This window comes from Sorangiineae bacterium MSr12523, assembly GCA_037157775.1.
Lineage (GTDB): Bacteria > Myxococcota_A > Polyangia > Polyangiales > Polyangiaceae > Pendulispora > Pendulispora brunnea.
The window spans coordinates 8,337,584-8,359,898 of record CP089982.1 but is presented as its reverse complement, the minus strand read 5'-3'; the positions used below and the strand labels follow the sequence as shown (position 1 = coordinate 8,359,898).

General features: G+C 64.4%; 15 protein-coding genes. 10 read left to right on the top strand and 5 right to left on the bottom strand.

Going from position 1 to position 22,315, the window contains the following annotated elements:
• Window positions 1-33: 33 nt before the first annotated feature.
• Window positions 34-822, bottom strand: a complete 789-nt coding sequence (locus tag LZC95_32940) for an HNH endonuclease (protein ID WXA91250.1) — start codon at window positions 820-822, stop codon at window positions 34-36.
• A gap of 338 nt (window positions 823-1,160) precedes the next feature.
• A complete protein-coding gene (locus tag LZC95_32935) occupies window positions 1,161-2,150 on the bottom strand; it encodes a hypothetical protein (protein WXA91249.1) in 990 nt (329 codons plus the stop codon).
• Between the two features lie 179 nt (window positions 2,151-2,329).
• On the opposite strand from LZC95_32935, the gene LZC95_32930 reads away from it, so the two are divergent.
• Genes LZC95_32930 through LZC95_32910 form a run of 5 tightly spaced genes read left to right on the top strand, consistent with a single transcriptional unit; the run spans window position 2,330 to window position 8,134 of the window.
• Entirely contained in the window at window positions 2,330-3,622 is a 1,293-nt protein-coding gene (locus LZC95_32930) for an MFS transporter (GenBank protein WXA91248.1), read from the top strand.
• Window positions 3,619-5,070 carry a carbohydrate kinase gene (locus LZC95_32925; GenBank protein WXA91247.1) on the top strand — a complete coding sequence of 484 codons (1,452 nt, stop codon included), beginning with the start codon at window positions 3,619-3,621 and terminating at the stop codon, window positions 5,068-5,070. Before LZC95_32930 ends, LZC95_32925 begins: the two co-directional genes overlap by 4 nt.
• A complete protein-coding gene (locus tag LZC95_32920; protein ID WXA91246.1) occupies window positions 5,067-6,509 on the top strand; it encodes a hypothetical protein in 1,443 nt (480 codons plus the stop codon). Before LZC95_32925 ends, LZC95_32920 begins: the two co-directional genes overlap by 4 nt.
• Complete coding sequence (locus tag LZC95_32915; protein ID WXA91245.1) at window positions 6,506-7,105, top strand: histidine phosphatase family protein; 600 nt, start codon at window positions 6,506-6,508, stop codon at window positions 7,103-7,105. Before LZC95_32920 ends, LZC95_32915 begins: the two co-directional genes overlap by 4 nt.
• A gap of 6 nt (window positions 7,106-7,111) precedes the next feature.
• Window positions 7,112-8,134, top strand: a complete 1,023-nt coding sequence (locus tag LZC95_32910; protein WXA91244.1) for a hypothetical protein — start codon at window positions 7,112-7,114, stop codon at window positions 8,132-8,134.
• Here LZC95_32910 and LZC95_32905 read toward each other — a convergent pair.
• Both LZC95_32905 and LZC95_32900 read right to left on the bottom strand, forming a co-directional pair.
• Entirely contained in the window at window positions 8,129-8,821 is a 693-nt protein-coding gene (locus LZC95_32905; protein WXA91243.1) for a hypothetical protein, read from the bottom strand. The genes LZC95_32910 and LZC95_32905 overlap by 6 nt on opposite strands.
• 25 nt (window positions 8,822-8,846) lie before the next feature.
• The gene (locus tag LZC95_32900; GenBank protein WXA91242.1) at window positions 8,847-11,816 is read right to left on the bottom strand and encodes a glycoside hydrolase family 3 C-terminal domain-containing protein; all 2,970 of its coding nucleotides are present in this window, start codon (window positions 11,814-11,816) and stop codon (window positions 8,847-8,849) included.
• 182 nt (window positions 11,817-11,998) lie between these two features.
• On the opposite strand from LZC95_32900, the gene LZC95_32895 reads away from it, so the two are divergent.
• From LZC95_32895 to LZC95_32875, 5 genes are read left to right on the top strand one after another with little or no spacing between them, the layout of a single operon-like run.
• A complete protein-coding gene (locus LZC95_32895; protein WXA91241.1) occupies window positions 11,999-13,045 on the top strand; it encodes a LacI family transcriptional regulator in 1,047 nt (348 codons plus the stop codon).
• Between the two features lie 17 nt (window positions 13,046-13,062).
• Window positions 13,063-14,292, top strand: a complete 1,230-nt coding sequence (locus LZC95_32890) for an extracellular solute-binding protein (protein WXA91240.1) — start codon at window positions 13,063-13,065, stop codon at window positions 14,290-14,292.
• Window positions 14,289-15,191 carry a sugar ABC transporter permease gene (locus LZC95_32885; GenBank protein WXA91239.1) on the top strand — a complete coding sequence of 301 codons (903 nt, stop codon included), beginning with the start codon at window positions 14,289-14,291 and terminating at the stop codon, window positions 15,189-15,191. Before LZC95_32890 ends, LZC95_32885 begins: the two co-directional genes overlap by 4 nt.
• Window positions 15,188-15,997 carry a carbohydrate ABC transporter permease gene (locus LZC95_32880; GenBank protein ID WXA91238.1) on the top strand — a complete coding sequence of 270 codons (810 nt, stop codon included), beginning with the start codon at window positions 15,188-15,190 and terminating at the stop codon, window positions 15,995-15,997. The genes LZC95_32885 and LZC95_32880 overlap by 4 nt, the downstream gene beginning before the upstream one ends.
• Before the next feature lie 23 nt (window positions 15,998-16,020).
• Complete coding sequence (locus tag LZC95_32875; GenBank protein WXA91237.1) at window positions 16,021-18,036, top strand: hypothetical protein; 2,016 nt, start codon at window positions 16,021-16,023, stop codon at window positions 18,034-18,036.
• 222 nt (window positions 18,037-18,258) lie between these two features.
• Here LZC95_32875 and LZC95_32870 read toward each other — a convergent pair whose 3' ends face one another.
• Complete coding sequence (locus tag LZC95_32870; protein ID WXA91236.1) at window positions 18,259-22,236, bottom strand: protein kinase; 3,978 nt, start codon at window positions 22,234-22,236, stop codon at window positions 18,259-18,261.
• Window positions 22,237-22,315 lie beyond the last annotated feature (79 nt).

The following is a 22,315-nucleotide window of genomic DNA, read 5'->3' as shown; positions in this document are numbered from 1 at the left end:
TGCGATGTTTTCGGAAGAGAGATTCGTCGACGATTAGGTCAAAATCGAGAGCGCCTCGCGAAGCACACTTTCCAGCGGGGGCGGTGCCGGGCCCCATCGATCCGCCAATGTGGCGAGGGCGCGGCGCGTTGGGGCGCGCTCCGCCGAGAGCCCGTTATGGCTTCGGCATCGGGTCCTAAGATTGCTCGCGTCATCGGAGCCTCCGTGGGCCCGTGGCGTGCCATGGTCCAGCTCGAGAAACGTCCGTGTTTCGCATCGTCTGCCGGTTTCGTCGATGAATGTGCATTGCAAACCGTCGCGCTGGAACACTTCGCGGCGCACGGCCCTCGTCACGTATCCCGGACGCGTGATTTTTCGCGGGACGATCGGCCGTGGCGTTCTGCCGAGCTTACGCTTTTCGAGTTGGGCAAGGAGCAAGTCGATGGCGCGCTCCACGATGATCGAGAGATCGCCGCTCGGATTCGCATGCCGCATCAAGTTCGTAACCAGTTCGATCTTCTCGAACAACTCCGCGGAGGCGGTGAACTGCACCTTGTACCGCGCTGGCGCGAGTGGTTCGACAGGGGCTGGCTTCGACGGCATGGTGTCCGTCGAGGGCGGTGGCACCTTGGTTTCCGGAAGCTCATGGATCGACGAAGGTGCATCCTTCCGTGGAAAGTGCGCCGCGAGAAGCTCGAGTACCTGGAACTTGGTCTTGCCCGATGCTTGCCGCAGCAGGTCCTCGTGATTGTCCTCGGTCAGATGCTCGAGAATGCACTCTTGTCCGACGAGTGCATGAATCCCCGTGAGCAAGTCATCATTCGATAAATCCGCGAGCTTCATGGTGCCAACCTTACCACCCGAATTTTCGCCTCTCGCATCGGCCCTTCATCGCACCAACGGACGCCCGCCCCCGAGAACACCTCGCCGCGCTCGAACGCGGACGGGTGCGCCCACAGGCGGTCCTGCCGAGGAATTTCAGGATCGAAGTGCGGTATCCCTCCGAGATGCGATAAGAATCGCGTCAAGCAAAATCGCTCCTAGAATCGATGCGATCGCGGCGACTTTTTGTGCCATGGCGACGAGGCCGCGGCTCGGCATTTTCAGATGCACTGCGATTTTTACCGGTGATTATACAGAGCACTCCGTTCCCCCAAGCACACGGTGCGCTTTTTCGAATGTCACGATCCCCTGGTCGAAGCACTCTTTCGTTTGGCCGGCTTTACCCGATTGGCAAATGCCACCAACGCGGTTGCCGTCGGTTCGTCGGTAATTAATCCCTTCAAATGACCCGTTGCTAGAATCGATGCGATGGCGGCGACCTTTTGGGCGCCGCTGGCCATGGCGACGAGGCCTCGGCTCAACGATTTTGGAGCTACCGCGATCACGCGTTTGGCGATGGGGCCCTCCACGGGGTGGCCTTCGGCGTCGTAGTAGTGGCCCAGGATTTCGCCGACGGCGCCGGCCGAGCGCAGGGTGCGGGCGTCGTCTTCCTCGATGGCGTGTGCGGCGATGAGCGAGGCCGTGCCGGTCACCTCGCCGATGCCGACCAGTGACAAGCTGCTCTCGGCGCCCAGTCGCAAGGTTTCGGCGATGCTGCGCTGCGCGGCGATGGTGTGGGCCGCCGAGGACGTGTCGGCAAAGAGTGGCACGGGCATGACCCACGCTTCGGCGCCTGTCTTGCCTGCAAGGCGATAAATCACGTCGAACGTGGACGCGCGGCGTTGATGCGGCACCCCGCCCAGCAGCGACACGATGGAAAGACGCCCGCCCGGTGTGAGCTGCGGAAGCTGATCGATGGCGCTCGCAATCGAACGACCATGCCCCAGCCCGATGATGGCATGCACCCCGCTTTCGATGGCCGTGGAGAGCATCTCCGCGGCCTCGGCGCCAATGGCGCGAAAGGGATCGGCCGCGTCGGGAAGTTCCGGCACGACGCGGCAATCGGGCACGCCATAGAGGCGTTTGATCTCCTCCTCCAGCGCCACGCACTCCGTGATCGAGCCTTGCACAGTGATCTTCACGATGCCCGCCGTGGCGGCCCGTGCAATGAGTCGGTGCACCCTCACGGAGCTCACGCCCAGCTTCTCCGCGACCTCCCCCTGCGTCAGGCCACCCTTGTAGTAGAGCCACGCCGCGCGCGCTTCCAAGGCGAAATCGTCTTTGCTCACGCCATGCAGGGTACTGTAAGTATTTTCATTTGATGAAAGAAATTATTTTCATCGACCGAATGAAATTTCTTTCGATCGACAAAAAAAATTGCAAACTGTACCCACGCCGTCGCCTTTTCGGGCGACCACCCGGGCAGCCCAAGGCCGCTTGCGGCCGCACCTGAAAGGGACGCAGGATCATGACGCAGTTCCAGGCCGACAATGGTCCGATTTCATTTCGGGATGGCGAGGATCGCCAAGAGGCCACCTCCTGGCTCGATCGCATTGGCATCCCACGGGTGCTCTTCGTCGGATACATCGGACTCCTGCTCTTCATGATTGGAGACGGTGTCGAGTCCGGATACCTCTCCGCGTACCTCGTCGGCCGCGGGCGAAGCATGGAATCCGTGGCCTTCCTCTTCACGGTCTATGGCCTCACCGCCTCCGTGGCCGCCTGGTTTTCCGGTGCGCTGTCCGATCTCATCGGGCCGCGGCGCGTCATCATGTATGGCCTGGCCATTTGGGTGCTCGCGCAAATTGGATTTCTCGGGCTCGGCGTCCACCCTGACAATTACTCCTTCATGATGCTGTTTTACGGCATCCGCGGATTCGGCTATCCGCTCTTCGCCTATGGCTTTCTCGTCTGGGTCACCCGCGTGGCCCCGCGCGAGCGATTGAGCAGCGCCGCAGGCTGGTTTTGGTTCGCCTTCACCGGCGGCTTGCCGACCCTCGGCGCCATGGTCGCGAGCTTCGCCATCCCCGCCATGGGCCAATTGCCCACGCTCTGGCTTGCCCTCGCCATCGTCCTCTTGGGCGGCATCATTGCGCTCCTAGGATTGGCGCGTACGCCGGAGGGAGGCCCGGGCCCGCACGTGCACGAGGAAAGCCCGATTGCCACCTTGCTCACCAGCCTGACGCTCGCGTATTCGCACCCCAAGGTCGTCAATGCGGCCATCGTGCGCGCCATCAACACCGCGTCGCAATGGGGCTTTCTCGTCTTCATGCCGGTCTTCTTCACCGAAACGCTGCACTTCGAATTGTCCGTTTGGCTGCGCATCGTCACCGTCATGTTCACGAGCAACATCTTTTGCAACCTCGCCTTCGGGCTCATCGGCGACCGCTTTGGCTGGCGCAACACCGTGGCCTGGTTCGGCGGCGTCGGCACGGCCATCACCACCTTGCTGATGTATTATGCGCCGGTTCATGCCGGGCCCGCGCAGACAGGGCCGGTCATGCTCGTGGCCGGGCTCTACGGCGCCACCCTCGCAGGCTACGTTCCTCTTACCGCGCTCACGCCGTGGCTTGCGCCCGATCGGCGCGGCGCTGCCATGTCCCTGCTCAACTTGGGAGCCGGTGTCAGCGTTTGGCTCGGCCCCGCCGTGGTGGCCCTGTTCATGGGGCCTTTCGGTGCCAAAGTGGTTATATGGGTTTTCGCAGCGCTGCATCTCATCAGCGCCGCATTGACGATGACCTTGCGCACGGCCGAACCATGACGATACTCGGCATCGACATCGGGACCACAGTCATCAAGGCCGTCGTGTTCGACGACGACGGCACCGAGCGCGCGACATCGCGGGAGCCCAGCGCGGTCCTGCGCCCCGTGCCAGGCCACTCGGAGCAGAACATGGCCGCGCTCTGGGAGGCCATCGCCGTTGCCGTTCGAAAGGCCTGCGCAGGCATTGCGGACTCCATCGATGCCATCACGCTCACCGGGCAGGGCGACGGCGTGTGGCTCGTCGATGCGCAGGGCACCCCCGTCGGAAATGCCATCCTCTGGAACGACGCGCGCGCCGCGAGCATCGTCGAGCGCTGGACGGGCGAGGGACGCATTGCCGAGGGCTTCGCGCTCAACGGCAGCCGCACCTTCGCCGGCGCGCCGAACGCCATCCTGGCCTGGCTCGCCGCCCACGAGCCCGAGCGCCTCGAGCGCGCCCATGCCGCGCTTTCCTGTACGGGCTTCGCCTTTCTGCGCATGACCGGCCGCCTCGGCATGGATCGCTCCGACGCCTCGCTGCCCTTTCTCGACATTCGAACCGGCGCCGTCGCCGAGAACATGTTCGCGCTGTTCGGCATCGAATCGGCGCATCGCCTGCGGCCGCCCATCTTGGCCGATTCGGATCGCGCGGGAACGCTGCGCGACGAAGCCGCGGAGCACCTCGCGCTTCGCCCCGGGCTGCCGGTGGTGCTCGCGCCGTACGACATTGCGTGCATGGCCCTGGGCACAGGTGCGGTGGCGCACGGGCAGGCTTCGGCGATCCTCGGCACCACGGTGTGCTCGCAGATCATGCTCGATCGGCCGGACGTGGCACGGCAGGGGATCGGCATCAACATCGACGTCTTTGGCAAAACGCTGCGCGCGTTTCCTTCGCTCGTGGGCTGTGAAGTCATGGATTGGATGAGCGGCATCATGGGCATTCCCTCGGCCGCGGAGCTCGATATTCTCGCGCTGGAAGCGCCGCCCGGTGCGAACGGGCTCGTGTTCCTTCCGTACATGTCACCCGCCGGCGAGCGCGCGCCGTTCTTCGACCCCCGCGCCCGAGGGAGCCTGTTCGGCCTGAGTTTTCGGCACGATCGTCGCGATCTCGCGCGCGCGACGCTCGAAGCGCTCGCCTTCGTCGTGCGCGACTGTTTCGAGGCGGCGCCCGCCATGCCAAACGAAATACGGGTGTGCGGCGGCGGCGCGCGCAGCGACGCCTGGTGCCAAATCGTGGCCGACGTGACCGGCGTCGACGTGCTCCGCGCCGAAGCCCGCGAGATTGGCGCGCGTGGAGCGCTGGTCGCCGCCAACGTCGTATTGCACGGGCGGAGCCTCCGAGAAGAAGCTGCGCGATTGGGAACCATCGAAATGCGATTTTCACCCGACACGAGAAATACGACGTTCTACACGGATGTCCTGCGGCACTTTCGTGAGCTCCGCCGCGCAGCAGGTATCGAAGCATGAGCACTCTGGGAATCGATCTGGGCACACAGAGCGTACGGGCCATCGTCCTGACGGACGACGGCGTCATCGTGGGCGAGGGCACGGCGCCGCTCGAAAGTGTGCGAACCGACGGCCGTCACGAGCAGGATCCCAAGGCATGGTGGACCGCCGTGGTGGCCGCCGTCCATGCGGCGCGCGCAGACCTCGATGCTTCTCGGATCGAAGCCGTGGCCGTCGATGGCACCTCGGGGACGATCCTACTGGCCAACGCCGACGGCGCGCCCATGACACCGGCCCTGATGTACGACGACGTTCGCGCGACCGCCGAAGCGGACGTGGTCAATCGCGCGGGCGCCGAGGCATGGCTCGCGAATGGCTATGGCCGCATGCAGCCGGCTTGGGCACTGCCCAAATGGCTTTGGCTACGACACCATGGCCCGGCCGCGGACTTCGACCAAGCGCGATTGCTCCACCAGACCGACTTCATCAACGAAGCCCTCGTGGGAGGGCGCGTGGCCACCGACTGCAGCACCGCGCTGAAGACCGGTTGCGACTTGGTGAATGTTCGATGGCCACTGCCCCTCCTCGAGACTTTGGAGCTGCCGAGCCGCATGCTCCCGCCGCTGGTGGAACCGGGAAAGCCGCTCGGACGATTGGGCGCCCGCGTGGCGACACTTCTCGGGTTGCGCGCCGGCGTGCGCGTGGTGGCCGGCATGACGGATAGCTGCGCCGCGCAGATCGGAGCCGGCGCGCTGATCCCTGGAAGTTGGAATTGTGTTCTCGGCACGACCCTCGCGCTCAAAGGTGTATCGGAGACACTGATTCGCGATCCGGGTGGTGCCATGTACTCGCACCGCGGGCCAAATGGATTGTGGCTGCCCGGCGGCGCCTCGAGCAGCGGTGCGGGCATCTTGTCGGCGCGGCTTCCCAATGCCGATTTGGCGGCGCTTGGGAATGCGGCGGCGATGCGGCCGGATCCGACGTTTTTCACGTATCCGTTGGCCGGAAGGGGCGAACGATTTCCGTTCGTCGCACCGGACGCGGAATCGTTTTCGACGGGCGAGCCGGCGGACGACGTGGAGGCCTATGCGGCGATGGCGCTGGGCCTCGCCTTCGTCGAGCGACTTTGCTTCGACCATCTCGCCTTGCTTGGGGCTCGCACCGATGGCCGTATCAGCTTCACCGGTGGCGGGGCGCGCAGCGACTACTGGACACAATTGCGCGCCGACGTCCTGGGCCGTCCGGTCCACCGGCCCCGGCACGCCGAGCCCGCGGTCGGCATGGCCATGCTGGCCGCCGGCTCGTCATCCCGGGCGGTGGACGAAGGCGTGGTCAACTCCCCGGCGTCCCAGCGGCATCGCGCGCTGCTCCGCACCTACGGCACCTTCCTCGACGCCATCGAGCGACGCGGCTGGGTGAGCCCCGTACTGATCGCGCATGCGCGGAGGAGGGCGGAATGAGCCGGCTTTACCTCGCGCGGCACGGGCAGACGATTTGGCACGCCGAAAACCGGTATGCCGGGAGCAGCGACATTCCCCTCGACGAGACGGGCCGCGCCCAAGCGGAGCGACTGGCGGCGTGGGCGCGGGCGGCCGGTCTTTCCGCCCTTCGCTGCTCGCCGTTGGCGCGGGCGGTGGCCACCGCGGATTCCGTTGCTCGGGCAACGGGGGTGCTCGCGGTCACGGATGCGCGCCTCGTCGAATGCCAATTCGGCATCGCCGAGGGCCGGACCTTGGCGGAAATGGAACGCGAGCAACCGGAGGCGGCCGAGGCCTTCCGGCGCGATCCCGCCGCGCGCCCGTGGCCAGATGGCGAGGAGCCGCACGCGGTGGCACACCGCATGGTCGCCGCGCTGCGCGAGATCGCCGCCGCGACCGCCGGGCCCACGTTGGTCGTATCGCACAACACGGCGCTTCGCCTGGCGTTGTGCGAGCTACTCGGATTGCCCCTTCGCCATTACCGCCGAACCTTCCCGGCACTGCGCAACGCCGCGATCAGCGAAATCGACATTCGCGGCAACGACACGGCGCTCCTGAGTCTCAATCAAGCCATCTGAGGTACCATGACGACGATCCTCGCCGCAGGCGATCATTTCATCCTTCCGGAGATTTTCGAACAAGGCATTCGCGCGGCGGTGTCGAATGCCGATGGTTTGCGTTTTCGTCATTACCGGACGCCGTGGCCGGCGGTTCCGTTCGGTCCCGTGGCCGAGGTGGCCGAAGGATCGGGAACCGAGGAAGCGCTGATGGCCGCGCTCGAAGGCGCAGACATCATGGTGGCCAATCATGCCCCGCTCACCGAGCGCGTCATACGCGCTTCCTCGCTCAAATTCGCCGTGATCGCCCGCGGTGGTGTCACCAACGCGAACCTCGCGGCCGCGCGAAAAGCCGGTGTCGTCATCAGCAATGCACCCGGCCGCAACGCCGCCGCGACCGCGGAGCACGCCGTCGCATTGATGATGGCCGTGATGCGCCGGATCCCCGAGGCCAATGCCGAATTGCACACGGCGACCTGGCGGGGCGACCTTTACGAATTCGGAAAATGCGGCCGCGAGCTCGGCGCCGCCCACGTCGGCCTCGTGGGATATGGGCAGATTGGAAGCCGCGTCGCCTCCATCGTCGCGGGCTTCGGCGCCAAGGTCAGCGTATTCGATCCCTACGTCGACCCGCGGACCCTTCCCGCACACGTGTCGCCGGTCGGATTGGACGAATTGCTCTCGACCGCGAACGTCATCTCGCTGCACGCGCGTGCCAGCGCCGAAACGCACCATATCATCGACGCGCGCGCCATCGCCCGCATGCCGCGCGGAGCCATCGTCATCAATTGCGCGCGTGGCAGCCTTCTGGACCAAGGCGCGCTCTGCGATGCATTGGAAAGCGGCCACCTCTTCGGCGCCGGATTGGACGTGTTCGACCCCGAGCCGATCGCCCCCGGCGACCGACTTCTCGCGGCCCCCAATTTGGTCATGACCCCGCACATCGCCGGCGCGAGCCGCGAAACGGCGCATACGGCGGCCCGCATCGCCGGCGAGGAGGTCGCACGATTCCTCGCCGGCGCGCCGCTGAAGCACGCCATCACATCATGACGACGTGACGGAGTAGCTGTTCGAGCGGAAATCCATCCCGCCGCTCGACGAGGTAATTTCGAAACCGAATTGTACCTCGCCGACGGTCACGTCCCCGAACCAGCCTCTATTGCGAATCCAATTCAGCACCGCATCGACGTCCACCGTTCCCGAGTTGACGTCGCCGTGCCGGAGGAATGAAAAAACCTCGTTGGAGCCGTTCGAGCCCCGGTAGACGTCCCACGTGTGCCCGCCGACCGTCACCGTCGCTTGCTTGGACCCGATGGGGCCGACGGCGCCGTTCCAATTCATCCAGAGCATGATCTCGTATGCGTTGTTGTTGGCCCAAATGTCGTACGTCGACGCGTACGCTCCTCCGCCGGGCACCGTCACGTTGAAGCTGCTGCTCAGCGAGCCGATCGCGCTGAGCCTCTTGCCGATGTTCTTGGCCGAGTGCGGGTAGGCCTTCACCCCGCCCGTGTTGGGATGATCCGCCCATACGCCCCAATTGCTGTACGAATTGGCCCATATGGTCTGCGGCCCTGCGCCGCTGCCCCATACGTCATTTCGAACGGTGTATCCACCGTTGGACCAGGCTGCCCATTTGTCCGACGAAGACCAACTGGCGGCATGCGCGGTGGTGACGGTGGGCACCACCGCCGCCGCAAAGGCCAACGACAAGATCGTACATTGAACCAGCTTTTTCATGGCTTCCCTCCTCTTTGACCGACGGTCAATTCAATTGGAACGAATGCAATAGGACCGCGCCGTCGAAGACCAGGTACACGTCGTGGGTGCCGTCGACACCACTGGTGCTCGCGGCCGAGACGTCCGTGTAGCGGTATTTGTCCCCAGTGCTTGGCACCGTGACGGTGGTCAGCACCCGGCCGCTCACCGGATCGTCGAGCCGCACCGTGATGTGCGCATCTCCGGCGGTGGGCTTGGCCACCGAAGCGGTAAAGCTGTGTGCAACCGGCGAAAGCCGCGCACGATGGTAGGCGAGCCAACTTCCCGCGGAGGCGGAGACGGAGGTGCCGCTCGCCTTGCTCCAATCGACCAGGGTGACGGCCCGCTCGTCGTCGAAGTTTTCGGCCAGGGTCGGCGCGCCCAAATTGCGGGGCGGGATGGACTCGCCTTGGACCGCGATCGAGACGGTGGAGCGGATATCCGTGGCCGACGCGCCCACGAGCAGATCGTAATCCCCCGACTCGACGACGGCCTTGCTCCGGCTCACGTCCCAGAAGGCGAGATCGCGCACGGACAGCGAGAGCGTCACCGATTTCGTCTCACCGGGTGCGAGCTGCACGCGCTGGAAGGTGCGCAAACGCTGCTGCGGCTGGGCGACACGTGATGCACGCGGACGCGAGTACAATTGGACGATGTCCACGCCTGGCCGTGCGCCGGTGTTGGTGACGTCGATGGTCACGTGCACCTCGTCGTTCGCGAGGACCCCATCGCGATCGACCCGCGCCCGGCCATAGCCGAAGCTCGTATAACTGCGCCCGTAGCCAAAGGCGTAGAGCGGTGTGCCCTTGTAATACTGGTACGTCATCCCCGTTTTCGAAATGTCGTAATCGAGAATGCTCGGCAGCTCCGCGTCGGACGCGTACCACGTTTGCGTCAGGCGCCCGCTCGGATCCGTGTCGCCGAACAACACGTCAGCAAGCGCGTGCCCCGTTTCCTGCCCCGCGTGCGTGGTCCACACGATGCCTGGTGCCTTCTGCGCATTCCATCCCGTCGTGGGGTAGCTGTTTTCCACCACGACGATGGTGTGCGGGTTGGCCGCATGCACGGCCTCGATCAGCGCCGCCTGTGCCGGCGCCAGGGCGGTGCTGGTGCGATCATTGTCCTCGCGCCCATTGATGAATGGCATGCTCCCCACCACGACGACCGCCGTGTCGGCCCCGGTGGCCGCGGCCACGGCCTCCTCCACACCGTTGCGAACGACCTCCCGCGCGAACTTGGTGGCCCCCTGGGGGGTTGGCGACGCGATGCTCAGCGTACCGTCGGCGCCGACGACGGCATATTTGTTGGGCCCGAACCACGACTGCCGAGCATCGTTGCCTGCGTACTCGAGGATGTAATTGCCATCGGGTTGCGCCTGCAACTTGAATTGCTGCTGGACGAACCAGCCATTCGGCTGCCGCGCATTGTTGACCAGCGTCTTCCCATCGCCGAGCGACAGGTACTGACCATTGGCCACCGTGCGCAGGGTGCAGATGCCCGCACCCCAATCGAAAACGTCCAGCCCTTCGTTCGCACCGGCGACGCTGCCACCCTCGCGCAGCTTTCCTCCGGCTGCATCCGTGGCCGCGGTGAGGTATTTTCCCGTGGCCACGTTCTTCAACGCAATCCGGTCGACGCCCTCGCTCGAGACCACCGCGCCTTTGGATCCGAGCCGCTCGGTGATGCCCTGGAGCGGCGTGATCCCATAGGGCATCGTGCCGCCGTACCAATCTTGGTACAGAACATTGGCCAGCGGCCCAACGACGGCCATCTTCTGGTTTTGCGCATCGTTCAAGGGCAGCGCATTCCCCTCGTTGCGCAGGAGTACCACTTGTTCGTCCGCCGCTTTGCGTGCCAGCGCCCGATGTTCGGGCGAATCGATGACCGCCGGCGTGATGTTCCCGTACGGGCTTCGCGAGTCGAACTCACCGAGGCGAAAGCGCAGGGAAAGCAAATGCCGCACGGCCTTGTCGATATCCGCCTCGCTCAGCAGCTTTTGCTCGAGCGCCGACGCGATCGCGCCGGTGACGATGGAGCCATCCGTATCGTTGTCCGTGAAGCTGTCGAGTCCCGCCTTGATGGCCGCGGCATAGGCCTCCGGCCGCGTTGCGTAATACGCCTCGGAGCTCACCAGGTTCGTGGGGGCACCGGCGTCGCTGACGATGGCAATCTCCTGCTGGGACCATGATCGAACGAGCTTTTCCAGCTCGGGGCTGACCGTGTTCGGCCTGCCATTGACCAGGTTGTAGGCAGGCATGACCGCGTTCGCGGCGCCCGCTCGAAGCGGAATCTCGAAGGCCTGCTGATCGTACTCGTGCAGGATCCTCGGCCGCACCGAGGCATTGCTGGTCGTGCGGTCGATCTCGTTGTTGTAGGCAAGGTAGTGCTTCAGCGTGGGGGCGGCCTGCAAATAATTGGGATCGTCCCCCTGAATACCTCGCCCGTACGCAATGGCCATTTGCCCCGTGAGGTAGGGATCTTCGGAGTACCCTTCTTCGTTGCGGCCCCAACGCGGATCGCGTAGCAGGTTGACGACGGGCGCCCACACGTTCAGGCCCCAAACGGTCGGATTCATGGCATGGAATCCACGCGCTTCGCGGCCGACGGCATGGCCGACTTGCTTCATCAAATCGAGATCCCACGTACTTGCCAGGCCGATGGCCTGGGGAAACACCGTGCCCTTCGCATACACGACGGCACCCTTGTTCGCATAATCGTTCGACCAGGCGACGCCGTGCAGGGCCTCCGTGCCCGTCTTGAAGAGGGCAATGCCCAACCGTGGAATGGCCGGTTGGTATTGATGGAGCAGCGAAATCTTCTCGTCCAACGTCAACCGGCTGATCAGGTCCTCGACGCGCGCGTCCATCGGAACGCGCGGATCGCGGAACGGTTCATCGGAACAGCCTTGTGCGACCGGCAGGAAGACCGCCGCGAGCAGGATCACACCGGAACACCGCGTGCCCAACTTTCGAAACATCGATTGCCTCCAGTCGAATCGTTTCGATTAATGAATTTGGCCCTAGTCATGCGAGGCGCGCGCAGGAGGGTCAAGTAGAAGTTGATTAACGACGCTATGCGGCACGAAATTAGGTGCGATACGTTTGCAGCGCGATCTGTTCTTGTCTTCCCGTGGGCCGTCCCGTATCGTCATTTCAGTCGATGCGATTCGATAATCGAGATACGCCGGCGGTAACGATCGTGGACGTGGCCAGGGCGGCCGGTGTCGCGCCCAGCACCGTCTCGTACGTGCTCAGTGGCAAGAGATCGATCTCGGAGGAGACGCGCAGGCAAGTCGAGCAGAGCGTCCGCAAGCTCGGCTACCACCCGCATGCCGGCGCCCGCGCCCTGGCCAGCAGCCGCACCAAAGTGCTTGCCTTGGTCGTGCCGCTCCGGGCAGACCTCAACATGGCCGTCATGATGCAATTCGTATCGTCCGTGGTGACGGCCGCGCGTGCCCACGATCACGACTTGCTCTTGTTGACCAAGGACGAGGGGCCCCAAGGCCTGCGGCGCGTCACCTCGTCGGCCATTGCCGATGCGCTCATCGTCATGGACGTGGAGGCGGCGGATCCGAGGGTGCCCGTTCTGCGTGCCTTGGAGCGACCGGTGGTGCTCATCGGCGCGCCCGATTCGATCACGCCGATGGGGCTCACCTGCGTCGATTTGGACTTCACCGCGGCGGGCGCTTGCTGCGTCGGGCACCTCGCCGATCTGGGGCATCGATCCATCGCCTTGGTGGGCCCCTCACCGGCGGTCTACAAGCGCGGCACCAGCTTCGCGGGCCGTTTTCTGCGCGGCTTCACCGATGCCGCGGGTGCCCGGGGCGTGCGCGCCACGTCCCACCCGTGCGCGCCGGGGTACGACGCCACGCGCGCTTGCTTGGACGAGCTCTTTGCCGAGGATCCGCAGATCACCGGATTGATCGTGCACAACGAGGCCGTGCTTCCCGCCGTTCTCGCGGAATTGCATCGCCGGGGGCGCCGCGTGCCGGAGGACATCTCGCTCATTGCGGTGTGCCCGGATGCCATGGCCGACAATCAACCCGTATCCCTGACGACGGTGGCCATTCCCGCGACGGAGCTCGGTGAAATGGCCGTCGAAATGACCATTCGGCAGCTCAAACAGAAGACGCCATCCGCGCCGGAAACGCGGCTCTTGTCCCCGCGGTTGACCCAACGCCACAGCACGGCACCGCGCAAGCCCTGAACGAGAAGGAGGAGGCCATGGCCATGGTCGAAACGCACTGCGCCCGCACGTCCATCGTCGCCCTTGCGATCTTCGCAGCAAGCGCGGCCTGTTCGCGCAGCACCCCCTCGGATGGAGGCGGCTCCAGCGCGATCGTCGAGCTCGATTATTACACCGACGCGCAGGGCAGTGCCGCGTGGCAGAAAATCCTGGATACGTGCGCGCAGCAAACAGGGGTGCGCATCCAGCGGCAAACCGTCCCGCCGCCTCAAATGCTGCCCAAGATTCTGCAGGGCGCGAGTTCGAAGAGCCTGCCGAATCTGCTCTTTACGGACAATCCGACGCTTCAACAAATCGCCAGCACGGGTGCACTCGCGCCGCTCGCGGACTACGGAATTTCCACCGAGGGTTATTACCCGAGCATCGTCAGCGCGGGCACGTACCAGAACGTGGTCTACGGGCTGGCGCCGGGCGTCAATGGACTTGCCTTGATTTACAACAAGGACGTCCTTTCCGGCGCCGGCATTCCCGTCCCCTCGACATGGGACGAGCTGAAGTCGGCCGCTGCGAAATTGAGCAAAGATGGAAAATACGGCTTGGCCTTTTCGGCCATTCCCTCGGAGGAGGGGACGTGGCAATTCCTACCGTTTTTCTGGAGCAACGGCGCCGATCTGGCCAAGGTGGACTCGCCACAGGCCATCGAAGCTTTGAAATACGTCACCGAGTTGGTGAACGGCGGCGGCGCATCGAAATCCGTTTTGAATTGGAGCCAAAACGACGTGGCCGATCAGTTCGTGGCCGGAAATGCCGCCATGATGATCAATGGCTCGTGGAACCTGGCGCGGCTCGATGGTGAGAAGGCGCTGCACTACGGTGTTGCCCCCATCCCCGCACCCCGCACGGGGGCGAAATCGGTCGTCGCTCTGGGCGGCGAGGTCGGTGCCATCCCGTTGAGCAACAAGGAAACGCAGCAGGCCGCGGCAAAAGTGCTTTCGTGCATCTTGTCCGAGCCCATCATGCTGGAGTGGAGCAAGTCGCACGCCTACGTTCCGGCCAAGGCGGACGTCGCCGCCAAACTCGGTGAGCAGGTTCCCGCGATGAAAGCCTTCATCGAAGAGGTGGCCAGCGCCAAATCGCGTTCCGCGGAGCTGGGGGCGAAGTATCCGAAGCTCGCCAAGGAAATGGCGACGGCCGTGCAATCCGCGCTCACGGGCCAGCAATCGGCCGAGCAGGCGCTCCAGCGCGCGCAGCAGGCCGGCGGCTCATGACGTCGCAGCGCGCGGCGGGCTTGGCCTTCCTGTTTCCGGCGCTGCTCTACATCGTCGTCTTCTTCGGGTACCCGCTGTTCAACAACCTGGTCATGAGTGCCCAGGATTACACGGTGAAGTCGTTTTACACGGGCGATGCGCCCTTCGTCGGATTCGCGAATTATGCCGCGGTCGTCCACAATCCGATGTTCGTCCGAGCCGTGGTGAATACCGTTTCGTTCACCGTTGGATCCATCGCGTTTCAGTTCACCATCGGCCTGGCGCTGGCCTTGTTCTTCAATGACCGATTCCCGGGCAGCGACACATTGCGTTCTCTCTTGCTCCTGCCCTGGCTTTTGCCCCTGGTGGTGAGCGGCGCGGTGTGGCGGTGGATGCTCGATCAAGATCACGGCATCGTGAACGCCGCGCTTCGTGCGCTGCATCTGTCGCACCTGTTGCATCCGTCAGGCGGGCCCGTACCGTGGCTGACCAGCACCACGTGGTCCATGCCCGCGGTCATCCTCACCAATATTTGGGTCGGGATTCCGTTCAACCTCGTCATTTTGCACGGTGGTTTGCGCGCCATTCCGGATTCGCTGTACGAGGCGGCCGCGCTGGACGGCGCCAATGCGTGGCAGCGATTTCGGCACGTCACATGGCCGCTTTTGCGACCGGTCACCGGCATCGTGCTGATGCTCGGCCTCGTGTACACCATCAAGGTGTTCGACGTGATCATGGTCGTCACCGGCGGTGGCCCGGCCAATGCCACGCAAACCTTGACCACCTGGTCCTACGGCCTGTCGTTTCGCGACTTCGCCTTTGGTCAGGGGGCCGCGGTGGGCAATATCTTGATCCTCGCCGCCACGGGCTTCGGCGTGCTCTACGCCCGGCTCGCGCGGCAATCCATGGACGCCGCATGAGGGCCTATGGACGCACCGCGCTCGGCCTCGTCATCGTCGGCGTGCTGCTCTTTCCACTGTACTGGATGTTCAACGCGTCGCTGCAGCCCAGCGGCGCGCTGCTCAAGCCCTCGCCCGATCTTTTTCCGGTGGCGGGCACGCTCGACGGCTACCGCGCGGCACTTGGTACGCAGCAGGGGCACCTGGTTGCCAGCATCATCGTGTCGTTGGGGACGGTGGCCGTGTCGCTCGCCGTGGCCATGCCGGCGAGTTATGCACTGGCGCAGCTCGAGGTGCGCGGTGGTCCCGTGGTTCTCTTCGCAATGCTCATCGTGCAGATGATTCCCGGCATCGTGATGGCCAATTCCCTGTACACGGTGTTTGGACATCTCGGGCTCATCGACAGCTACTTGGCCCTCATCCTGGCCGATTCGACGGCCACGATACCGTTTGCCATTCTTCTCCTTCATTCCTTCATGATGGCGATTCCCAAGGAGCTGTCCGAGGCAGCCCTCGTCGATGGCGCCAGCCATTGGCGCACGTTCATCTCCATCATCGTACCGGTGAGCCGCAACGCGATGGTCACCGCGGGGTTGTTCTCTTTCTTGTTTGCCTGGGCGGATTTCCTTTTTGCCATCACGCTCACCACGGGCCAGACCTTCGAGCCGATCACGGTCGGCATTTACCGGTTTCTCGGCAATCAATCCGCCGATTGGAACGGAATCATGGCCACGGCCGTTTTGGCGTCGATTCCGGCGGCCATTTTGTTGGTCGTCGCCCAACGTTACGTCGTCGCTGGGATGACCAGCGGCGCCATCAAAGATTGACTCGACCTTCCGGAGTTCATTCCATGATTGCCATTCGTTCTGACGGCCTTGCCCTCGAGGCGATCGTTCGCCACGAGTTTCTTCGGATCGAGCCTTGGGGGCCCGACAGCTTTCGCGTGCGCGTGGGCCGGCAATCCATCGTGGACGGCATCCCCGGCGCGCTCCTGCCCGCGAAGGCGAGCACCGCCACCTTCGCCATGGGCGAGCAGGGAGGGAGCATCGTCAATGGTGCGCTGACGGCCATCGTCGAGCGAAGTGTCACCGATACGGGCGGCGACGTGCGCGTGCGCTTCGTGCGCACGCGCGACGGCAAAGAGCTGCTTGCCGAGCAGCGCGCCCATTTTTGGTGGCCGGGCGCGCGCCTCTTCATGTCCGAAGGAAATGGCCATTATCGGCTGGAGCAGCGTTTTTCCGCCTACGCCGGCGAGCGGCTCTATGGCCTGGGGCAGCATACGCATGGCCGGCTCGATCAAAAGGGCCTCGTCCTCGATCTGGTGCAGCGCAACGGAGAGGTGTCGATTCCATTTTTGCTCTCCAACCGCGGCTACGGTTTCCTCTGGAACATGCCCGCCGTCGGCCGGGTGGAGCTCGCAGAAAACGGCACGCGCTGGGTGGCCGATAGCGCGCGGCAGATGGACTACTGGATCACGGCTGCGGACACGCCGACGGAAATTCTCGCGCACTACGCCGATGCGACCGGCCATGCGCCGATGCTGCCGGAATGGGCCAGCGGCTTCTGGCAGTCGAAGCTCCGCTACCGCTCGCAAGAGGAGCTGCTCGCCGTTGCCCGTGAATACCAGCGGCGCGGGCTACCGCTTTCGGTCATCGTCACCGACTTCTTCCATTGGACGCACTTGGGCGACTGGCGCTTCGATCCGAAGGAGTGGCCCGATCCCGCGCGAATGATGGCCGAGCTCGACCGCATGGGGGTCAAGCTCATGATTTCCGTTTGGCCATCGGTCAATCCAATGTCGGAGAATTACCGAACCATGCTCGATGAGGGCATGCTCGTGGCCACCGAACAGGGCGTACCCCACCACGCGCCCTGGCGGGACAAGGGATTCAACGTGGAGATGCCCGTGGCCTTCTACGATCCCACCAACCCGCGGGCGCGCCATTTCATTTGGTCCAAGGTCAAACGAAATTACTACGACATGGGGGCGCGCGTCTTTTGGCTCGATGGGTGCGAGCCGGAGATTCAACCCGGGCACCCGCACAACCTGCGCTTCTTCGCCGGGCCCGGCGCGGAAGTCTTCAACATGTACCCGCTCGCCCATGCGCAGGCGTTTCACGAGGGCATGAACGCCGACGCCGACGGCGACGGCGAGGTGGTGCTTCTGTGCCGCTCGGCATGGGCCGGGAGCCAGCGTTACGGGGCGGCGGTGTGGTCCGGCGACATCGCCTCGACGTGGGTGTCGCTGCAGGCCCAAGTGCGCGCGGGGCTGAACATCGCCATCTCGGGCATACCCTGGTGGACGACGGACATTGGCGGTTTCCACGGCGGCGATCCCGAATCGCCCGAGTACCGCGAGCTCATGGTCCGGTGGTTCCAGTACGGCGTCTTTTGCCCCTTGTTTCGGCTGCACGGCTTCCGACAGCCCTGCGCGCCCTTCGGTCCGGAAATGACGGGTGGCCCCAACGAGGCGTGGTCCTTCGGTGAGGAGGCGCTCGTCCATATCGAGGCCTCGCTGCGCATGCGCGAGCGTCTGCGCCCGTACATCCTAAAGCAAATGCGCATGGCCCACGAGCGCGGGATCCCGCCGATGCGGCCCCTGTTCATCGACTTTCCCGCGGATGCGAGGGCATGGGACGTCGACGACGCGTTTTTGCTCGGCCCCGACGTGCTCGTCGCGCCCATCCTCCACCCCGGTGCGCGCAGCCGCTCCGTGTACCTTCCGGCCGGCGCAACATGGGTGGATCCCTGGACAGGTGCGCGTCACCTCGGGGGCACGGAGGTTCACGCGGACGCCCCGTTGGATCACATTCCTGTCTTCCTTCGCGACGGCGCCGAAGTCCCTGTCGTACTTAGTCCACGATGAACAGCTTCGCCCCGCTCTAATGGGCGAGCACGATTCTCGACCATGAAGAAGGAAACCGCCAAGAACGCCAAAAGAGAGTCGCCAGGATCGCCAGCGGAAACGGCAATAAACCCAAAGAAGGGTTTATTGTTGGTTCACCTAGCGATCCTGGCGCCTCTCTTTTGGCGTCCTGGCGGTTTCTTCTTCTCGTCGTGACGCTGTTCGAGGATCGCGCTCGCTGATTCAGGGCAGGCGTTTGCGCGCTTGCTCGAGGGCGCGTCGATTGATCGCGTTCCGCGTGAGAAAGCGGGCTCGCGCGTCGGGATCGGCAATGCCGCTGGCACGGATCAAGATTTGCTCGACGGTGCGCTCCAGGTGCTGCGTCGCCGATGGATCGCCCGCGGCATCGTGCGCCTCGAAGGCCGCGAACCGAAGACGCACCTCGGGAAAGCCACCGCCGCCGCGCTCCTCGAACCGAGCGAGCGCCCCATCGGCAAACTCGCAGGCCTCGGCCACCTTGCCGGCGGCCAGCAAGACCTTCACCCGCACGGCCTCGGCGTAAGGACGAATGACGATGCGGTACGTGATCAGGCGAAGCGCGTTCAGAACGTGCTCCTCCGCCGCATCGAGCTCCCCGCGATCGAGGAGTATTTGCGCAAGGGTGGCGTGCGCGAATCCCCTCAGGTCTTGATCGCCCGGGTGCTCGTCGTCCACGATTTTTCGAACCATTTGCTCGGCCTCTTCGGCCGCGTCGGCGGTTTCTTTGTCCACCAGGGACATGGCCAATGCCGTCGAGGCGATGGCGGTCGTCCACCGATCGTCTTCCAATTGGGCATTCTTGAGAGCCGCTCGGAACTCGCCTTCTCGGGGATCCAGACTCGCCAAATGCGCAAGCAAGGTACCTCGGTAGATCTGCGTGAGCATGAGCGTGTTCCGCGAATTCGCGATTTCGAGATATTCCTCGGCGCGCGCGGCTGCGACGGCCCCCGCCCAGGGATCGCGCGAAAGGTACAAATGGTAGAGAAGGCACGAGTACCCGCGCATTCCTCGCGCGACGACGTTGTCGGTGCTGGCGATGACCTCGTCCATTCGGGCCAAATAGGCCTGGGCCCGATCCGTTTGCCCGACCAAGGTGACGATGGAGGCCACGAGCCGCAACGACTCCATATAAGGTCCGATGGCGTCGGGCTCGGGAGCCATCGCGCGCAATGCGTCGCCCCAGCGGAGGATCTCGTCGTATCGATTGATCGGGGCTCCCGCCGCCGAAATCATGGTTCCCACGGCGTAGCACCATTGGGCGCTGCCGCAGCGGAGCAAGGTGAGCGCTTCGGAGACGCATGCATAGGCGTTGATCCGGTCGCACTCCCACATGAGCGCTCGCGCCTTGGTTCCGAGGAGCACGCCCAAAAGCTCACCTTGGGGATTGCACGCGATTCCGCGCTCGGCGAGCTGGATGCTATCCCGGAGATTCACGTAATCGACGGCCTTCCTCGCGGCGGCTGCGTAAAGCTCGGCGGCTTTATCCATCTCGTGGGCGAGCGCGTAGTGTTCGGCCAGAACATGCGGTTCGCGTTCGCCCATCGATTCGAGAAATGCGGCCGCACCGCGGTGTCCTGCCTCGCGGTCCTCATTGGTCAGCATGGCGTGCGCCGCCTCGCGGACCAAGGCGTGGCGAAAGGCATATTCGGTATCGCCCAACAGGCGGCTCGTGTTGCTCTGGGTGATGAGCTCGCGGTGGAGCAGATCCTCCAGCCATGCGTCGACCTTGGCCGTGGACGCCGGATCGCCGAGCAGCGCAAGAACGCCGCCGCGCCAAAACGTCGCACCGTAAACGCTCGCGGCGCGGAGCACCCTTCGCAATTCCGGTGTCAAACGTTGGAGTCGAGCGTGGAGCATCGCCAGCACGGTGTCCGGCATGACGTCGGATCGATTTTCGGCGACGAATCGAATCAGCTCCTCGAGAAAGAGGGCATTGCCCGCGGCCTGTTCGACGATGCGTTCGAGCAGCTGCGGTGAAACGTCGGCCCCCAGGACTCGGGTGATGAGCTCCACGCTCGCTCGCTTGCTCAACCCGTCGAGGTAGAGACCGTGTCGTTTGCGCTGGGCCCACAATTTCGGATATCGCTCCTCGACCTCCGGCCTCGCCAGCGCGAGAACCATCACGGGCTTGTCGCGGCAGTCGCGCAGGGCAGAATCGATGACCCGCGCGGTGAGACCGTCGCCCCAGTGCAAGTCTTCGAGGACGATGAGCACGGGATGGTCGGTGCTCTCCGCCTCGAGAAAGGCGATGAACGCGGCCGTCACCTGCGCGACCATGGTGCGTGGATCGCTTCGCGCGAGCTTGAGCGCCGGGCTGTCGTCCGACGGGAAGAGAATGCCACAAAGCTCGCCCATGAACTCGGTCACGAATGGCGCTTCGTCGGCGGGCACGTGGCGCCGAACGCGCTCGCGCAGCTTGTCTTGCTGCACCGCCAGCTCTTCGCCTTCGCGCACATCGATGAGGCGCCGCAGGGCATCGGCGAGCAGGCCGTACGGCGTTCCCGCGCGCGTTGGGTCGGTCCTTCCGAGCCAGATGCCGTCGGCTTGGATGGTGTCCCGCCGCGCGCACCGAATGAACTCGTGACGAAGGCGCGACTTGCCGACGCCCGGCGGTGCAATCACGATGGCCGCGCACGCCGCCGACTCTTCGCAACATTCCTCGAGAAGCATCTGGAGCTGGGCGAGCTCCCGCGCGCGACCGACGCAAGGAGTCGGCTTGCCGAGCAGAGGGCGCGCCTCGTCGGAGGTGACTTCCGAGTTCAAAACGAAAAACCCGGAATCCGTATTTCGCATTTCGAATCGCGCGTCGAGGAGGCGCGCGGTCATCTCGTCGAGTCGGATATCGGCAAAACTCTCGCCCGAGGTCGTTCGTAGCGCTGACCGATTGAGCATCGTGCTGGCGCCGTCGAGCAATTCACCGCTGGGCACCTGCTCGCCCTCGAGCATGCTTCGGCCGGTGGTGATGACGATGCTCAGTCGGGAAGAGGACGCGCCGAGGCGCTCGCGGAGAAAGAGCGCGCAGCGAGCCGCTTGGACGGCTTGATCGGTCGCGGTCATGTGTTCGGTCTGGGCGAGCGTCACGACCATGGATCCATCGCCCAGTATTTCGACGCGGGCGCCGAATAGACCTCGGACGGTGTCTCCGAGGCCCTGCCGTGGCGCGTAGGGGCCGGCCGCTTCCAACCAAGGAAACGGCTCCTCGCCACTCCCGGGGTCCGCATCATGTTCTTCGACCACCAAGATGACGCTGACGAGCTGCAGTTCATCGGAAAGAGGTATTCGTTCCGGCTCCTGCAGCACGTCTCCCAGCGCCGGCTCGTCGGAGAGCGAGCCCAGTGCGAGCAATTCCTCGAGCAGGGCTTGCGCATTTTGGGGCCGCTGCGATGGCTCTTTGGAGAGCATGCGGTCGACCAAGTTGGCCAGCTTTTCCGGCACGGCTGGACGGACCGTTCGAAGACGTGGAAAGTCGTTGAGCAGAATGCTGGCGAGGACGACCGTGGGATGGCCATTGGCCACGGGCGTCCGTCCGGTCAAGCATTTGTACATGACGCATCCGAGGGCGAACACGTCGACGCACGGGCCGACGTTCAGTTCGCCGCGGGCTTGCTCGGGCGCCATGTAAAGAGGCGTGCCGACGGTGATGCCTGCACCGGTCAGCTCGGATGTCGCGAGCCGCGCGACACCGAAGTCGAGCAACGTCGGCGACTCGGGGCATCCGTCACGCAGGAAGATGTTCTCCGGCTTGAGATCGCGATGAACGAATCCACGGCGATGCGCCGCCGAAAGTGCGTCCGCGACCCCGCAAAAGAGTGTGACGGTTTCGCTCAGCGTGAGGCTGTGGTGCCGGATGTGATGGGCAAGGTCCTCCCCCTCGAGCCACTCCATGACGAGGAAAGGCTGTCCCTCCGCGCTGATTCCGTGATCGATGTACGCGACGATGCCCGGATGGCGGAGCTCCGAGAGCATGTACGCTTCGCGTGCGAATCGCTCCTCGAAGTAGCGGCGCCCTTCGAACATGTGGAGCACTTTGAGCGCGACCTTCGCATTGCCTCGCTTCCGATCGCGGGCGCGGTAAACGACGCCCATTCCACCTTTGCCGGCAACCCCATCCAACAGAAAGCGATCGGCGAAGACGGTACTGGCCGCGAGAGCTTCACATCCTATGACACGTGCTCTAGCCATCCCCGTTTCCTCAGCGTACAAACGCTGTCCGGCCGAGGCAACCGGACTGATCGAACCGCTAAGGCGCCAAGAACCTCAT

Bases quoted from the DNA above. Each gene is read 5' to 3' on its own strand.
- LZC95_32940 (WXA91250.1), bottom strand. From the start codon at position 822: ATGAAGCTCGCGGATTTATCGAATGATGACTTGCTCACGGGGATTCAT.
- LZC95_32930 (WXA91248.1), top strand. From the start codon at position 2,330: ATGACGCAGTTCCAGGCCGACAATGGTCCGATTTCATTTCGGGATGGC.
- LZC95_32925 (WXA91247.1), top strand. From the start codon at position 3,619: ATGACGATACTCGGCATCGACATCGGGACCACAGTCATCAAGGCCGTC.
- LZC95_32920 (WXA91246.1), top strand. From the start codon at position 5,067: ATGAGCACTCTGGGAATCGATCTGGGCACACAGAGCGTACGGGCCATC.
- LZC95_32915 (WXA91245.1), top strand. From the start codon at position 6,506: ATGAGCCGGCTTTACCTCGCGCGGCACGGGCAGACGATTTGGCACGCC.
- LZC95_32910 (WXA91244.1), top strand. From the start codon at position 7,112: ATGACGACGATCCTCGCCGCAGGCGATCATTTCATCCTTCCGGAGATT.
- LZC95_32905 (WXA91243.1), bottom strand. From the start codon at position 8,821: ATGAAAAAGCTGGTTCAATGTACGATCTTGTCGTTGGCCTTTGCGGCG.
- LZC95_32900 (WXA91242.1), bottom strand. From the start codon at position 11,816: ATGTTTCGAAAGTTGGGCACGCGGTGTTCCGGTGTGATCCTGCTCGCG.
- LZC95_32895 (WXA91241.1), top strand. From the start codon at position 11,999: ATGCGATTCGATAATCGAGATACGCCGGCGGTAACGATCGTGGACGTG.
- LZC95_32890 (WXA91240.1), top strand. From the start codon at position 13,063: ATGGCCATGGTCGAAACGCACTGCGCCCGCACGTCCATCGTCGCCCTT.
- LZC95_32885 (WXA91239.1), top strand. From the start codon at position 14,289: ATGACGTCGCAGCGCGCGGCGGGCTTGGCCTTCCTGTTTCCGGCGCTG.
- LZC95_32880 (WXA91238.1), top strand. From the start codon at position 15,188: ATGAGGGCCTATGGACGCACCGCGCTCGGCCTCGTCATCGTCGGCGTG.
- LZC95_32875 (WXA91237.1), top strand. From the start codon at position 16,021: ATGATTGCCATTCGTTCTGACGGCCTTGCCCTCGAGGCGATCGTTCGC.
- LZC95_32870 (WXA91236.1), bottom strand. From the start codon at position 22,236: ATGGCTAGAGCACGTGTCATAGGATGTGAAGCTCTCGCGGCCAGTACC.